The organism is Mesorhizobium sp. dw_380, from assembly GCF_018588885.1.
Lineage (GTDB): Bacteria > Pseudomonadota > Alphaproteobacteria > Rhizobiales > Rhizobiaceae > Mesorhizobium.
The window spans coordinates 31,850-45,941 of the sequence record NZ_JAFFIW010000010.1; the positions used below are offsets into that span (position 1 = coordinate 31,850).

14 protein-coding genes are annotated in these 14,092 nt (G+C 64.7%); all 14 read left to right on the plus strand.

The window, feature by feature from the left end; translation table 11 throughout:
- The first annotated feature begins 12 nt into the window (after nt 1-12).
- The 14 genes from JT360_RS12625 (at nt 13) to flgD (ending at nt 14,080) form a co-directional block, all read left to right on the plus strand.
- Nucleotides 13-1,083 (plus strand): flagellin N-terminal helical domain-containing protein, encoded by a 1,071-nt coding sequence (locus JT360_RS12625; protein WP_214471947.1) that lies wholly within the window; start codon nt 13-15, stop codon nt 1,081-1,083.
- A 131-nt stretch (nt 1,084-1,214) separates the two neighbouring features.
- Nucleotides 1,215-2,864 (plus strand): flagellar basal-body MS-ring/collar protein FliF, encoded by a 1,650-nt coding sequence (fliF, locus tag JT360_RS12630; protein ID WP_214471948.1) that lies wholly within the window; start codon nt 1,215-1,217, stop codon nt 2,862-2,864.
- Between the two features lie 3 nt (nt 2,865-2,867).
- Complete coding sequence (locus JT360_RS12635; protein ID WP_214471949.1) at nt 2,868-3,488, plus strand: hypothetical protein; 621 nt, start codon at nt 2,868-2,870, stop codon at nt 3,486-3,488.
- Nucleotides 3,485-4,837 carry a MotB family protein gene (locus JT360_RS12640; protein WP_214471950.1) on the plus strand — a complete coding sequence of 451 codons (1,353 nt, stop codon included), beginning with the start codon at nt 3,485-3,487 and terminating at the stop codon, nt 4,835-4,837. The genes JT360_RS12635 and JT360_RS12640 overlap by 4 nt, the downstream gene beginning before the upstream one ends.
- Nucleotides 4,834-6,210: a MotC family chemotaxis protein gene (locus tag JT360_RS12645; protein WP_214471951.1), complete on the plus strand. Its 1,377-nt coding sequence runs from the start codon at nt 4,834-4,836 to the stop codon at nt 6,208-6,210. The genes JT360_RS12640 and JT360_RS12645 overlap by 4 nt, the downstream gene beginning before the upstream one ends.
- Nucleotides 6,207-7,580, plus strand: a complete 1,374-nt coding sequence (gene fliK / locus JT360_RS12650) for a flagellar hook-length control protein FliK (protein WP_214471952.1) — start codon at nt 6,207-6,209, stop codon at nt 7,578-7,580. Before JT360_RS12645 ends, fliK begins: the two co-directional genes overlap by 4 nt.
- On the plus strand, nt 7,510-8,097 hold the full coding sequence (locus JT360_RS12655) for a transglycosylase SLT domain-containing protein (protein ID WP_214471953.1): 588 nt from the start codon (nt 7,510-7,512) through the stop codon (nt 8,095-8,097). Before fliK ends, JT360_RS12655 begins: the two co-directional genes overlap by 71 nt.
- 222 nt (nt 8,098-8,319) lie before the next feature.
- Nucleotides 8,320-8,988, plus strand: a complete 669-nt coding sequence (locus tag JT360_RS12660) for a response regulator transcription factor (RefSeq protein WP_010911291.1) — start codon at nt 8,320-8,322, stop codon at nt 8,986-8,988.
- Between the two features lie 79 nt (nt 8,989-9,067).
- On the plus strand, nt 9,068-10,327 hold the full coding sequence (locus tag JT360_RS12665; RefSeq protein ID WP_214471954.1) for a flagellar hook protein FlgE: 1,260 nt from the start codon (nt 9,068-9,070) through the stop codon (nt 10,325-10,327).
- A 27-nt stretch (nt 10,328-10,354) separates the two neighbouring features.
- Nucleotides 10,355-11,809 carry a flagellar hook-associated protein FlgK gene (gene flgK / locus JT360_RS12670; RefSeq protein WP_214471955.1) on the plus strand — a complete coding sequence of 485 codons (1,455 nt, stop codon included), beginning with the start codon at nt 10,355-10,357 and terminating at the stop codon, nt 11,807-11,809.
- A 3-nt stretch (nt 11,810-11,812) separates the two neighbouring features.
- Complete coding sequence (locus JT360_RS12675; protein WP_214471956.1) at nt 11,813-12,856, plus strand: flagellar hook-associated family protein; 1,044 nt, start codon at nt 11,813-11,815, stop codon at nt 12,854-12,856.
- Nucleotides 12,857-12,885: 29 nt separating this feature from the next.
- Nucleotides 12,886-13,233, plus strand: a complete 348-nt coding sequence (gene flaF, locus JT360_RS12680; protein ID WP_214471957.1) for a flagellar biosynthesis regulator FlaF — start codon at nt 12,886-12,888, stop codon at nt 13,231-13,233.
- A complete protein-coding gene (gene flbT / locus JT360_RS12685) occupies nt 13,230-13,673 on the plus strand; it encodes a flagellar biosynthesis repressor FlbT (protein WP_214471958.1) in 444 nt (147 codons plus the stop codon). Before flaF ends, flbT begins: the two co-directional genes overlap by 4 nt.
- Nucleotides 13,673-14,080, plus strand: coding sequence for a flagellar hook assembly protein FlgD (gene flgD / locus JT360_RS12690; protein WP_214471959.1), 408 nt, complete (start codon nt 13,673-13,675; stop codon nt 14,078-14,080). The genes flbT and flgD overlap by 1 nt, the downstream gene beginning before the upstream one ends.
- Nucleotides 14,081-14,092 lie beyond the last annotated feature (12 nt).

Below are 14,092 nucleotides of genomic sequence, written 5' to 3' on the forward strand. Positions count from 1 at the left end.
GGAGCGAGTTTCTTGGCGAGCATCATGACAAACGCTGCGGCGTTGACAGCACTTCAAAGCCTCAACGCCACCAACAAATCGCTCGAGCAGACACAGGCCCGGATCTCGACCGGCTACAGGGTCTCAGAGGCCTCCGACAACGCCGCCTACTGGTCGATCGCCACGACGATGCGCTCCGACAACCAGGCGCTGTCGACCGTGCAGGATGCCCTCGGTCTCGGCGCCTCGAAGGTCGACACGGCCTACACCGGCATGAACAATGCGCTGGACACGATCGGCAAGATCAAGACCAAGCTGCTTTCCACCATTGGCCAGACGGCTGCCGCCAAGGCAAAGACGCAGACCGAAATCACGGCGCTCCAGGCGCAAATGAAGTCCTTTGCCGATGCCGCCACTTTTTCGGGTTCGAACTACCTTTCGGTGACGTCCAAGCAGGTCTCGGCCGCCAATGACGGCGTCCAGGCTGACGCCCAGATCGTATCCTCGTTCAACCGCTCCTCGTCGGGCGCCATCTCGCTTGGTACGATCGACATCAATGTCGAAAGCACCAAGCTGTTCGATTCCGGCCTCGCCACCGGCGTCAAGAACTACGGCACGCTCGACCGCCAGACCTCCGTCTACGCCACGGCGGCCGCCCAGAGCCTGTACGACACCGCCTATGCGACCGCGCTCGCGGGCGGCGGCACGGACATCGCCGCCAACAACGCGGGCCAGACCGCGGCCGGAGCGGCGGTTGCCAGGATCGACAACGTTTCCGCCTACAACCTCGACATCACGGCGGCGGGCGTAACCGACGATATCATCACCCAGATGGTCGGCAAGATCGACAAGGTGATGAGCCAGTTGACCGACTCCGCCACCATCCTCGGTTCGGCCAAGAGCAGCATCGACCTGCAGAAGACCTTCACGCAGAGCCTGATGGACTCCATCGACCGCGGCGTCGGCCAGCTCGTCGACGCCGATATGAACAAGGAATCGACCCGCCTCCAGGCGCTGCAGGTGCAGCAGCAGCTCGGCATCCAGTCGCTGTCGATCGCCAACAGCTCCTCCCAGTCGATCCTGTCGCTGTTCAAGAACGGCTAGTTCAGCCGTAGCTGACAGATATCCGTACTTCCCATTCACGGGCCGCGCCGCAAGCGCGGCCCGATTTCATTTTCGCACAAGCTTCGGGGGCTAGTGTTCCGGCGGACAGTCATGCTGGGAGTCGCTCAATCGTGCCGGAACAGATCCAGAGCATCATCTCGAATCTCCGCGGCTTTGGCGTCAGGCGCCTGGCCATGCTGGCGGGCATCGCCGTCCTGGTGATGGGCGTCATCGGCATCGCCTCGGTCTATCTCAACCGCCCGGCCTACGACACGCTCTACGTCGGGCTCGACCGCTCCGACGTGAACCAGATCGGCCTGGTTCTGGGCGAGGCCGGCATCGGCTTCGACGTCGGCGCCGACGGAACTTCCGTGCTGGTGCCGGCCGGCACTACGGCGCAGGCGCGCATGCTGCTTGCCGAAAAGGGTCTGCCGACCAGCGCCAATGCCGGTTACGAACTGTTCGACAATGTCGGCGCCATGGGCCTCACCTCGTTCATGCAGCAGATCACTCGCGTGCGTGCGCTCGAGGGCGAGATCGCCCGCACCATCCAGTCCATATCGGGCATCAAGGCGGCGCGCGTCCACATCGTCATGTCCGAGCGCGCCAATTTCCGCCGCGACGAGCAGCAGCCCTCGGCATCGGTCGTCATCCGCTATGCCGGCATCGACGCCGAGAAAAGCGCCCAGTCGATCCGCCATCTCGTCGCCGCCGCGGTCCCCGGCCTTTCGGCCGACAAGGTGACGGTGCTCGATTCCAACGGCAACCTGCTGGCCGCCGGCGATGATCCCTCCAACACCAGTGCGGCCCGCACGCTCGGCGTCGAGCAGACCGTGGAGGCGCAGATCGGCGACAACATCCGCCGCGCGCTCACACCCTATCTCGGCCCCGACAATTTCCGTGCCAGCGTCAAGGCCGAGGTCAACACCGACACTCGCCAGACCGAAGAAACCATTTTCGATCCGAATTCCCGCGTCGAACGCTCCGTGCAGTCGGTGCGCGCCAACGAAAACAGCAACCAGAAGCAGGCTTCGACCCCGGCCAGCGTCGAGCAGAACCTGCCGGAGACCCAGGCGACCAGCACCGAGGGTCCGCAGACCTCTTCGGCGAACGACCGCAAGGAGGAGATCACCAATTACGAGATCAACTCCAAGAAGATCGCCACCGTCTCCAATGGCTACACCGTAACCAAGATGTCGATAGCCGTCGTCGTCAACCAGGACCGGCTGAAGACGATCCTGGGCAAGGATGCGACGCCCGAACAGATCGCCAAGCGCGTCGCCGAGATCCAGAAGATGGTAAGTTCCGCCACCGGCCTCGACGACAAGCGCGGCGACGTCATCGACGTCTCGGCGGTCGAGTTCATCGACGGGCTGGATGGCGAGGCGATCCCGCAGGCTGGAATGCTGGATTCCATCGGCCAGCATGCCGGCACGCTGATCAACGCCGGCGCTTTCGTCGTCGTGGTGTTCCTGGTCGCCTTCTTCGGCTTGCGGCCGATGGCGGCGGCGCTGACGGCAAAGTCGGCGCCCGCCCTATCGGGCCCCAATTTCGATGAGGTCCAGCGGTCGTTGCCGACACCGGAGGCAGCCGCGAACGCAGATGCGGGTGCCGCCATCGGCGCCTTGCCCGGCGCGCGGCCAGGTGCCACTCCGCTCGATGACCTTCGCCAGAAGATCAGGCCGGCACCGCAGGAGCGGCTTGCCCGCATGGTCGACCTCAATGAGGAGCGCACAGCGCAGATCCTGCGCAAATGGGCGGCCCAGGAAGTCGCGGCATAAACCATGGCCTCCGCAGCTCTTTTCGATCTTCTCCCCGATTTCGGCACGCGCACCCCGCGCGTCAGCCAGCCTCAGGCCGCGTCCGAGCGCAGGCCGGAAACATCCGCACCGCAGGCCGACATCGGCACGCTGATCGCCGAGGCCGTTGCCCAGGCGGAGGCAACGCTCGCGGAACGGCTTTCGGCAGCCCATGACGCGGCGCTGGAAGCAGAGCGCCAGGCCCATGCCGAGGAAGCAAAGGCTTTTCTCGAGAGCTTCGGCGGCGACATCGGCAAGGCGGTGTCGCAGCACATCGATGCCATGGAGACGCGCGTGACGGACCTTGTCGCCGCCACGGTCGCCCGCATCATCGGCGGCGTTGTCAGCGACGATCTGCAGAAGCACTCGCTTGAAGCGCTTGCCGGCGCGGTTCGCGAAGCTGTCGGCGATGGCGAAGCGGTGCGCATCGCCGTGCGCGGGCCGCTGTCGCTGTTCGAAACGCTGAAGGCATCGCTCGGGCCACGCGCCGCAAATCTCGACTTCATCGAGGCGCCCGGCTTCGACCTGACGGTGACCATCGACGAGGCCGTGTTCGAGACGCGCATGGCCGAATGGTCGGCAACGCTTTCCGAGGTCCTGTCATGAGCGTCGCCGACGCCGATCATGGCAGGCACGAGATCATCATCGTGCGGCGGGGTCATGACGACCACGACGAAGCCCATCATGGCGGCGTCTGGAAGATCGCCTTCGCCGACTTCATGACCGCGATGATGTGCTTCTTCCTGGTCATGTGGCTGATCAACGCCGCCAATGAACAGACCAAGGCGGCCGTCGCGAGCTACTTCAACCCGGTCAAACTGGTCGACCGCACGTCGAGCCGCAAGGGCCTGGAGGATATCGGCGACGGGCCGCGCGCGGTCGGGCTGACGGCCGACGACCCGCAGGAGGCGACGACAAAATCCGGACAGAATGGCATCGGCGCCGCAGGCTCATCCAACCGCAAGCAGGACAAGCAGGAGCCGAAGCAGGCTGAGCAGTCCGACGAGCATCTCTTCGCCGATCCCTACGCCGTGCTCTCGGAAATCGCCACCGACACCGGCGTCATGCAGAATGTCAGCCAGAAGGGCGACGGCGGCGCGCAGGCTGCCGGCCCGGCGACCGGCGCCTCGGGTGGCGCCTCCTACCGCGATCCGTTCGAGCCGGATTTCTGGTCGCAGCAGGTGGCAGCGCCCGGTGCCGAGGCAAGTGCCCAGCGCCCCAGGATCGAGGGCGACCCGGTCAAGCCCGGCGACAAGGCCGCCGAGACGCAGGTCGCCAAGATCAAGGCCGTGCCACCGGCGCCGCCCGTCAAGGACGCACCGCTCGAACCCCTGGCAAAGGATGGCAAGATCGCCACGGCCGCAGCCAAGGCCGGTGACGCCAAGCCCAGCGAGGCCAAACCCGAAGACAGCAAGGCCGCAGCCAAGGCGGAAGCCTCCGCGGCACAGGAGGCTGCAAAGCCTGAAGCCGCGGAAAAGCCGCCGACCGCCGTTGCGCTGAAGGCGGCGGCCGACGTCAAGCGGCAGCTGGCCGATGCCTTCAAACCCGGCGACAAGCTGCATGACGGCGTCTCGGTCGAAGCCACCGACAAGGGCGTCGTCATCTCGATTACCGATCAGCTCGACTTCGGCATGTTCGAAGTCGGATCGGCGGTGCCGAGCCGCGAACTGGTGCTGGCGATGGAAAAGATCGGCCGCATCGTCAACGGCCAGAAGGGCACCATCAGCATCAACGGCCACACCGATGCACGGCCCTTCCGCAGCGCCGGCTACGACAATTGGCGGCTGTCGACGGCGCGTGCGCATTCCGCCTACTACATGCTCGTGCGCGGCGGCGTCGACGAGCGCCGCATCACCGAGGTCGCCGGCTTCGCCGACCGTCAGCCGAAGGATCCGGCCGATCCGATGTCGGCGGTCAACCGCCGCATCGAGATCCTTGTGGCGACCGGCGGATGAACCGGGCGGCCGTCACCAGCCGGCTGATGGGCCTGTTGCTGCTGGCAGCCGGGTATCCGTCGGCCGGCTTTGCCCAGGACACGCTGCAGCCTTACCAGCTGGTTCGCTCGCTGCAACTCGTCCAGGACCGCATTGCCACCGGCGATCACGCGGCACTGCCGATGCAGGCCAAGCTGCTTGAGATGACCGATGCGCGCCTGCGCGAAGCGGACGCGCAGGATTTCAAGGACCCCCGGAATTTTCGGGCACTGCTGGTCTACGGCATGAGCGGCGGCAATCCGGTGACCGTCGAGGCGGCCGTGTCGCGCGCCGCCACCGATCCTGGGAACCTGGCCATCGCCAAGGGTGTGATCGACTATCTGAACGGCCGGCCCGGCGACGCGATCGAAGCCCTGAGGCCGATCGATCCGATGGCGCTGCCTGGCGATGTCGGCGCATTCCTTGCCCTGGTCAAAGGGTCGCTGCTTGCCGGGGATCAACCGGCGACGGCACTCACGCTGCTCGACGAAGCCAAGCTGCTCAGCCCCGGCACACTGGTCGAGGAAGCGGCCCTGCGGCGCTCGGTCGGCATCGCCGTGGCGCAAGGCGACGCGGCACGGTTCGCGCTTGCCTCCACCCAATATGTCGAGCGCTATCTCTATTCGCCCTATGCCAGCCAGTTCGCCGATTCCTTCGTCTCCGGAGTCATCGCGCTGCACATGTCGATCAGCCAGGACAAGCTGGCCGACATCACCTCGATGATGGATCCTGAGCGCGAGACGGTGATTTATCTGCGCATCGCCCGCCGTGCCGCGATCGACGGCCTCAGCGAATTGTCGGCCTTCGCATCGGCACGGGCCGAGCATGACCGCGACGGCAACACCATTCAGGGCGATCCGCGCGCGCTGCTCTATTCCAGTCTGTCCACCGTGACCTCGGACACGATCGAGGACGTGCGCAGCAAGCTCGGCAGGATCGACCGCAGCAGGCTGTCGGACGGTGACCGTGCCCTGCTCGACGCCGCCCAGGCCATCGCCGGCGAAGTGGTGGCGCCGCCCGCTTCCCTTCCAGCCGCAAGTCCGACGCCTTCGGCCGTGGCACCCCAGCCCGAATCCGAGGTCGCCACCGCGCAGGCTGCTGATGCTGCTGGATTGCCGCCCGTAGAGGGTGCTGTCTCCGAACAGCCCGCAGTCGCGTCAGCCGGCGGAACGGCGGTAGCCGCGCCGGCTTCGCCGGCCCCGGTATCTGCCACCGATTCAGCAACGGTCCTGCCGGCATCGGCGACGGCCACCCCTGCCGGTCCCGACATGAACGACCCGACCGACGCCGCCATGATGAAAACCCGTCGACAGCTCGACCTGATCGACCAGATGCTTGGAGCCGCCCCGAAATGACCCCCAGCCTCGGCCCGGCCCTGCCAGGATTTACCGCCGCGCGTACGGCGGAGCTGCCGGCCGCGCCCGGAAAGAACGATGATTCCGGTTTCGGCGAGATGGTGCATGGCGGCGCAAGCAAGGCCCACCCGGAAAAGCAATCGGCGACCGAGGCCGGGCCCCGCGATCCGCGCTGGAGCAAGCTTGCCGCTGGCCTTGCGGCACAGGCAGGCGAGGACGAACCGATGCCGGCCGGCAAGGTAAGGACCGCACCGACCGGATCCGCGAAATCCACGAAAGACGGCACGGACTTTGGGGCGGACAAGGACGCCGACACCGAAATGCCGGCGACCGATGCCGGAGCAACGCCGCTCGACGACCATCTGCCGCTACTGATCGCGTTTCATGACCTGCGCCATTTCTCGACATCGGCCAATTCAGCCGACGCAAGCGAAACCGGACAGCAACCTGCACTCGACGGGCGGCTCCTGCCGAAGGCCTATCGTGCGACATCCGCCGCCGGGCATGATGACCCCGAACCCATGTCGAAGCCTGAGCGGGCGTCGCTCGTCGACGGACCGCTGACCAAGCTCGATGTCCAGTCCGTCCGCGATGCCGGCGCTGGCGCGTCGCGGCGTGACAATGCGATCGCTGCCGGCCCGTTGCCGGAGACGGCGACCGCCGAGGTGCCGGGCGTGAAGCCGAAGCATGCGGCGCCGCAATTGAAGTCGATCGCCGACGTTCAGTCTTCGTTGCGGTCCGAGTCAGGAAAACAGCTCCCTGCGTCGGCGCGCATCGACGTGGTTTCGGAGCGCAGCTTCCCTGCTCCGCCGCAGGCTCCGATGAGCCAGGCAGCGCTCAACGTGATCAATGCCGTGGCGGCCGATGGAGGCCCCCACCAGGCGCTTTCAACGGCCTCGTCGACCGCCCAACTCGCCGGCCCTGTTGCCGTTCCGACACATGTGCTGAAGATCGAACTTCACCCGGCCGAACTGGGCATGGTCACGGCCCATCTTCGCCTCTCCGGAGAACAACTTTCGATTGAACTGAAGCCCGAAACGCACGACGCCTACCGCCGGCTTTCCGGTGACAGCGAGGCGATCGTCAAGTCGTTGCGCGGGCTCGGTTTCGAGGTTGATAAGGTCACCATCATGCAACCATCAGTTGCAGTACCGGCTACAACCAGGGCCGATGCAACCGCCTCTCTCGCCGCCGCGCCTGGCCGCGACCAGCCGTCCTTTCAGCCCGGAAATTCCGGCGGCGGAAACAGCGGAGCCGGCGGCCAGCAACCGGGCCAGCAGTCCGCAAGAGGTAACCATGATGACGTGCAGGACTACGGCCGCGCCACTTCGCCTTCTCGCGAGCGCGCTGGCGGCGATATGTTTATCTAGCCTCGCGAGTGGTGCCTCCGCCGCGACCAATCCCTGCGAGCCCGAGATCCTGCGTGCCGCCGACCGCTATGGCGTGCCCGCCGGCATCCTCTATGCCGTCGGCCTGACGGAAACCGGGAAGAAAGGCAGCCTTCAGCCCAACGCCTTGAATATAGAAGGAAAAGCGGTCTTTCCGAGGAGCCGGACCGAGGCGCTTGCCACATTCGCCAATGCGCAGCGCGAGGGCAAGACGCTGATCGATCTCGGCTGCATGCAGATCAACCATCACTATCATTCCTCGCATTTTCGCAGCGTCGAGGACATGCTCGACCCGCGCCAGAACGTCGACTACGCGGCGCGTTTCCTGGCTAGTCTCCATGCCCGCCACGAAACCTGGTCGATGGCGGTCGCCCGCTATAATGCCGGTCCCGACAACGACCCGGCGCAGAAGGTCTATGTCTGCAGGGTGATCGCCAACATGGTCGCCACCGGCTTCGGCAAATGGACCACCAACGCCCGCGCCTTCTGCAACCCATAAGCGTATTTTCCACTTCTAATAAACCAATCGCGCGGCTCCCGGGTTTCGGTTTCGACTTCGTCAAGACTTGCCCCGCAAGCACATCTGGTCGCACGCTAATGCAACCGTTCCGATTCCAGACTCCCAAGAAACTAGTTACAAGAAATGATGGTTGTTCAGGATTCCCGCCAGCGGCTACGCCTTTCCCCACGGGGCAAATGAGCTGATTCGGAGGCGGGGCCGATGATCGTGATCGTTGACGAGCGAGAGCTCGTAACTGAGGGATACAATTCACTTTTTGATCGCGAGGGCGTCGCCTGCGCGGGCTTCGCGCCAGGCGAATTCGGCGAGTGGGTCAACTCGGCCGCAGACACCGACCTGCGCTCGGTGCGGGCCTTCCTGATCGGCGACTGCCGTGACGGCGCCATCTCTCCGCGCCAGATCCGCGACCGCACCGGCGCTCCGGTCATTGCACTCAGCGAGCAGCATTCGCTGGAAAACACGCTCCGGTTGTTCGAGAGCGGCGTCGACGACGTCATCCGCAAGCCCGTCCATATCAGAGAGATCCTGGCCCGCATCACCGCCATCCGCCGTCGCGCCCATGAGGATGTGGCCTACACCGAGATCGGCGCCATGCGCATCTTCATGGACGGCCGCGACCCCGAGATCGACGGCCAGCCGCTGCCCTTGCCGCGCCGCGAACGCCGCATCCTCGAATATCTGGCGAGCAACCGCGGCCGCCGCGTCACCAAGACCCAAGTCTTCAACGCCATCTACGGCATCTTCGACGAAGAGGTCGAGGAGAACGTGGTGGAAAGCCACATCAGCAAATTGCGCAAGAAACTGCGCGAGAAGCTGGGCACCGACCCGATCGATTCCAAGCGATTCCTCGGCTACCGGCTCGTGTTCTGATGCCGCGCCGCGCCAGCCTCGCGCAAGACAGGACGCGTAGCCTCGCTGCCAGTGGCATGGATATTGCGGAGACATCTCGATGAGCCTCTACGGAATGATGCGGACCGGCGTTTCCGGCATGAACGCTCAGGCAAACCGCCTGTCGACAACCGCCGACAACATCGCCAACTCCGACACCACCGGCTACAAGCGGTCCTCCGCCGAATTTTCGACGTTGGTCATGCCCTCGACGGGCGGCGCCTATAATTCCGGCGGCGTCACCACGACGATCCGGCAGGCGGTCAGCGATCCGGGCGTGCTTCAATACACGACCTCGGTCTCCGACCTCGCCGTCAGCGGCGATGGCTTCTTCGTCGTCCAGGACCCCAGCGGCACGCCCTTCCTGACCCGCGCCGGCGCCTTCGTTCCTGATGCACAGGGCAGGCTGGTCAACGCGGCCGGCTTCCAGCTCATGGCCTACAGCTACGCCAACGGCGTGCCGGCGGCCACGGTGAACGGCTTCGACGGACTGGTTCCGGTCGTCATCTCCGACCAGGGAATGACCGCGACGCCAAGCACCCAGGGCACCTACACCGGCAATTTGCCCGCCGGTGCCACGCCGGTCGCGGCTGGCAGCCTGCCCTCCACCAACTCGGCAGGCGCGCAATACACCTCGAAATCCTCGATGGTCGCCTACGACAATCTCGGCAACAAGGTGCTGTGCGATGTCTATTTCACCAACACTGGCCCTGGCACGTGGGAGGTGTCGGTTTTCGACCAGTCAAAGGCTACACCTGGGACCTCGTTCCCCTACGCCGCCGGCGGCGCTCTGGGCTCGGCCAACCTGACCTTCGACACCACCACCGGCAAGCTGACCGGCGCCACCACTGGCGTTACGTTTACCGTGCCGAACGGCGCCAGCCTCAATCTCGATCTGTCGAAGCTGACCCAGCTCGGCACCGGCTTCACGGTTTCCGATGCCCAGGTCAACGGCAATGCGCCGAGCACCATCGACAAGGTCCAGATCAGCAAGGACGGCACCATCTACGCGCAATACAAGGACGGCTCCACCAAGCCGCTCTACAAGATCCCGCTGGCCGACGTGCAGAGTCCGGACCAGCTCAAGGCCCTGCCCGGCAACGTCTACGCGCAAGGCACCGAATCCGGCGCGGTCCGCGTCGGCTTTGCCAATGAAGGCAAGCTCGGCTCCATCATCTCCGGCGCGCTCGAGAATTCCAACGTCGATATCGCCGAGGAACTGACCAACATGATCGCGGCGCAGCGCAGCTACACGGCCAATTCGAAAGTCTTCCAGACCGGTTCCGACCTGATGGACGTCCTTGTCAACCTGAAGAGATAAACCGGGCATTGCCCGTGAAAGACCAGCATGTCGCTATCTTCCGCATTGAGCATCGCCCAATCGGCGCTTCTGAACACCGCACGGCAGACCAGCGTTGTCACGCGCAATATCTCCGACGCCTCCAATCCGGACTATGCGCGCCGCATCGCCCTCGTCACCAGCACGGCGCCCGGCGCGCGTTCGGTTGACATCCAGCGCATCACCAACGACCTGCTCTTCCGGCAGAACCTCGGCGCCCTCTCGGCGTATAGCGGCCAGAACGCGCTTTACAGCGGCATGGATCAGCTGGACGTTTCGGTCAATGGCGTCGACAATGCGTCCTCGCCCTCGACCGCGATCGGCAATCTGCAGCAGGCGCTGCAGCTCTACGCCACTTCGCCCTCCAACCAGAATCTCGGCTCCAGCGTCATCGACGCGGCCAAGCAGGTCGTGCGCTCCCTGAATGAAGGCTCCCAGGCCATTCAGGATTTCCGCACCCAGACCGATGGCCAGATCGACACGGCGGTCAAGGATCTCAACTCGCTGCTCAGCCAGTTCCAGGACGCCAACCAGGCGGTCATTTCCGGAACCCGTTCCGGCACCGATGTTTCCGATGCGCTCGACCAGCGCGACGCGCTGCTGAAGAAGATCGCGGACTATGTTCCGGTATCGACCTTCACGCGCGGCGACAATGACATGGTCATCACCACGGGTGACGGCACCACGCTGTTCGAGACGATACCGCGCACGGTGAGCTTCACGCCGTCGGCCGGCTATGCCGCCGGAGCCGCCGGCAACACCGTCTATATCGACAACGTGCCGGTTTCGGCGGGAGCCGGCGGCAACACCAGCGCCAGCGGCAAGCTTGCCGGCCTGCTGCAGCTGCGCGACGGCGTCGCCTCGACCATGCAGAGCCAGCTCGACGAGACCGCGCGCGGCCTGATCACGGCCTTTGCCGAGACCGCGCCGTCGATGCCCAACGCCGCCGGACTGTTCACCTGGTCCGGCGCGCCGGCTGTGCCAGCCGCGGGCACGCTGGTCAATGGCCTAGCCGGCACGATCAGCATCAATGCGGCGATGGATCCGAGTGCTGGCGGCAATCCGACATTGCTGCGCGACGGCGGCACCAACGGCGCTGCCTACATCGCCAACACCAGTGGCGGGGCTTCCTATTCCAGTCTTCTGATCGCCTATGGCGACCGGCTCGACCAGCCGATGACGTTCGATCCCGCCGCCGGGATTTCGGCCACATCAAGCGTCTCCGACTACGCCGCCAATTCGATCGGCTGGCTCCAGGGCATGCGCCAGCAGGCCTCCACCGCCGCCGATGCCAAGCAAGCGCTGGCACAGCGCAGCGCAGAGGCCCTGTCCAATGCGACCGGCGTCAATGTCGACCAGGAAATGTCGCTGATGCTCGATCTCGAGCATACCTATCAGGCATCGGCCCGGATGATGAAGACCGTCGACGATATGATGACGGCCCTGTTGAACGCGGTGGGATAATCCATGACCTCAGTCTCCTCGGCCGCTCTCTCCAACGCCATGCGCTACCAACAGATGCGCATGCAGGCCGAACTCGTCAAAGCCACGAAGGAATCCTCGACCGGCGTGGTCGCCGATGTCGGTCTGGCACTGGGCGGGCGAACCGCCCAGTCCGTCACCTTTTCGCGCGACCTCGACCGGCTGAACGTGATCGTCGATTCCAACGGGCTGGTCGCCGCCCGGCTTGCGTCGACGCAGACCTCGCTCGGCCAGCTCTCCAGCGTGGCGCAGACCTTCCTGTCCAGCCTGACCACGGCATCGTCGGGCGACAACTCCGACTCGCTGACCCAATCAACCGGCCAGACGACGATCCAGCAGCTTGCCTCGATCCTCAACACCAGCGTCAACGGCGAATATCTGTTTGCCGGTACCAACACCGACGTCAAGCCGATCAACGATTTCACGGCCGCCGGCTCACCGGCCAAGGCCGCCTTCGACGCCTCCTTCGTCGCCAAGTTCGGTTTCACACCCAATGACCCGCTCGCGGCCGACATTACCGCCGCCCAGATGGACGACTTCATCACCAACGATGTCACGCCGCAGTTCCTCGGCTCGGGCTGGCAGACCAACATGTCGAACGCCACCGACCAGCAGATCGTCAGCCGCATCGCGCTCAACGAAACCACCGAGACGTCGACCAGCGCCAACAGCGACGGCATCAAGAAACTCGCAATGGCCGCCGCAATGGTCACCAGCCTGATGTCCACCAACATCAGCCAGGCGGCGAAGGACAGCATCGTCAGCCACTCGCAGATACTGGTCGGCGAGGCGCTGAGCGGCATCGCCCAGGTCCAGTCGCAGACCGGCATCGTCCAGAAGCGCGTCTCCGACGCCAGCGACCGCATGAAGACGCAGATCGACCTGTTCGAACGCCATATCCTCGATCTCGAAGCCGTCGATCCGGCCACCGCCGCCACCAGGGTCGCGGACCTGACGCAGCATATCGAGACGTCCTTCGCTCTGACAGCGCGCCTGCAGCAGCTCAGCCTGTTGAATTACCTGACCTGACAACTCCTAGCGGAACGGTAGAGCCGACGATGTACCAATTCTCCTACGCCGACATCCAGAGCACCTCTGTCGCGGACGCCAAGGACCGTGAGCGCCAGCTCCTGACCCGCTCGATCGACATGCTGTCGGCGGCGGCAGTGGCCGGCCAGGATTCGAGAGAGGCAGTGGAGGCGCTGCATTTCACCAACCGCGTCTGGACCACCTTCGTCGAGGATCTTGGCTCCAGCGACAATGCGCTTCCCAAGGAATTGCGCGCCAACCTGATCTCCATCGGCCTGTGGCTGCTGCGCGAGGCGGAAGACATCCGCCAGGGCCGCACCAACAATTTCGAAGGGCTGATCGAAGTGTCCCAGATCATCCGCGACGGCATTCAATGACCAACACGCTGAAGATATCGCTGAAGCCCAACGAGAAGATCTACATCAACGGCGCCGTCATCCGCGTCGACCGCAAGGTCACCGTAGAACTGATGAACGACGTGCAATTCCTGCTCGAAAGCCACGTCATCCAGGCCGACGATGCTTCGACGCCGCTCAGGCAGCTGTATTTCATCGTGCAGATCATGCTGATCAACCCCGCTGGCGCCGGCGAGGCGCGCGAGATGTTCCGCCGCTCTCTGCCGCTGCTCATTGCAAGTTTCGAAGACGCCGAGATCTGCTCCGCGCTGAAGCAGATCGACCGCATGGTCGGCGAGGATCGTATCTATGAGGCCTTGAAGGCGATCCGTTCGCTTTACCCTCTCGAACGCCGCGCGCTTGGCGGCAATGACGATGTTCCGGGCGCCCCGCGCCCGCTGGCCGTGGGAGCACGCTACTGATGACCGTGGACATGACGACGACGATACCGGTTGGCACCAATTCGACGACCACGTCGACCTCGAAGACAGCGGTCGACTACCAGTCATTCCTGAAGCTTCTGATCGCCGAGATGAAGAACCAGGATCCGACCAAGCCGATGGATTCGACGGCGTATGTCGCGCAGCTCGCCACCTTCTCGCAGGTCGAGCAATCGGTGCAGACCAACACCAAGCTCGACCAGATCATGCAGTCCTCGGCGCTGTCGCAGGCCGACGCGCTCATTGGCCGCAACATTACTTCGGCCGACGGCAAGACGTCAGGCACCGTCGCTTCCGTGCGCCTCGCCAGCAGCGGCCTCATCGCTGTGCTGGGCAACGGCACCGAGGTGCCGGTCGGCCCGGGCGTTTCTGTCAAGGCGGCAAGCTGACAGGTTTGGCAA

What these genes read in the sequence shown, in the direction of transcription:
- JT360_RS12635 (WP_214471949.1), top strand. Translation starts at nt 2,868, where the DNA reads ATGGCCTCCGCAGCTCTTTTCGATCTTCTCCCCGATTTCGGCACGCGC.
- JT360_RS12640 (WP_214471950.1), top strand. Translation starts at nt 3,485, where the DNA reads ATGAGCGTCGCCGACGCCGATCATGGCAGGCACGAGATCATCATCGTG.
- JT360_RS12645 (WP_214471951.1), top strand. Translation starts at nt 4,834, where the DNA reads ATGAACCGGGCGGCCGTCACCAGCCGGCTGATGGGCCTGTTGCTGCTG.
- fliK (WP_214471952.1), top strand. Translation starts at nt 6,207, where the DNA reads ATGACCCCCAGCCTCGGCCCGGCCCTGCCAGGATTTACCGCCGCGCGT.
- JT360_RS12655 (WP_214471953.1), top strand. Translation starts at nt 7,510, where the DNA reads ATGACGTGCAGGACTACGGCCGCGCCACTTCGCCTTCTCGCGAGCGCG.
- JT360_RS12660 (WP_010911291.1), top strand. Translation starts at nt 8,320, where the DNA reads ATGATCGTGATCGTTGACGAGCGAGAGCTCGTAACTGAGGGATACAAT.
- JT360_RS12665 (WP_214471954.1), top strand. Translation starts at nt 9,068, where the DNA reads ATGAGCCTCTACGGAATGATGCGGACCGGCGTTTCCGGCATGAACGCT.
- flgK (WP_214471955.1), top strand. Translation starts at nt 10,355, where the DNA reads ATGTCGCTATCTTCCGCATTGAGCATCGCCCAATCGGCGCTTCTGAAC.
- JT360_RS12675 (WP_214471956.1), top strand. Translation starts at nt 11,813, where the DNA reads ATGACCTCAGTCTCCTCGGCCGCTCTCTCCAACGCCATGCGCTACCAA.
- flaF (WP_214471957.1), top strand. Translation starts at nt 12,886, where the DNA reads ATGTACCAATTCTCCTACGCCGACATCCAGAGCACCTCTGTCGCGGAC.
- flbT (WP_214471958.1), top strand. Translation starts at nt 13,230, where the DNA reads ATGACCAACACGCTGAAGATATCGCTGAAGCCCAACGAGAAGATCTAC.
- flgD (WP_214471959.1), top strand. Translation starts at nt 13,673, where the DNA reads ATGACCGTGGACATGACGACGACGATACCGGTTGGCACCAATTCGACG.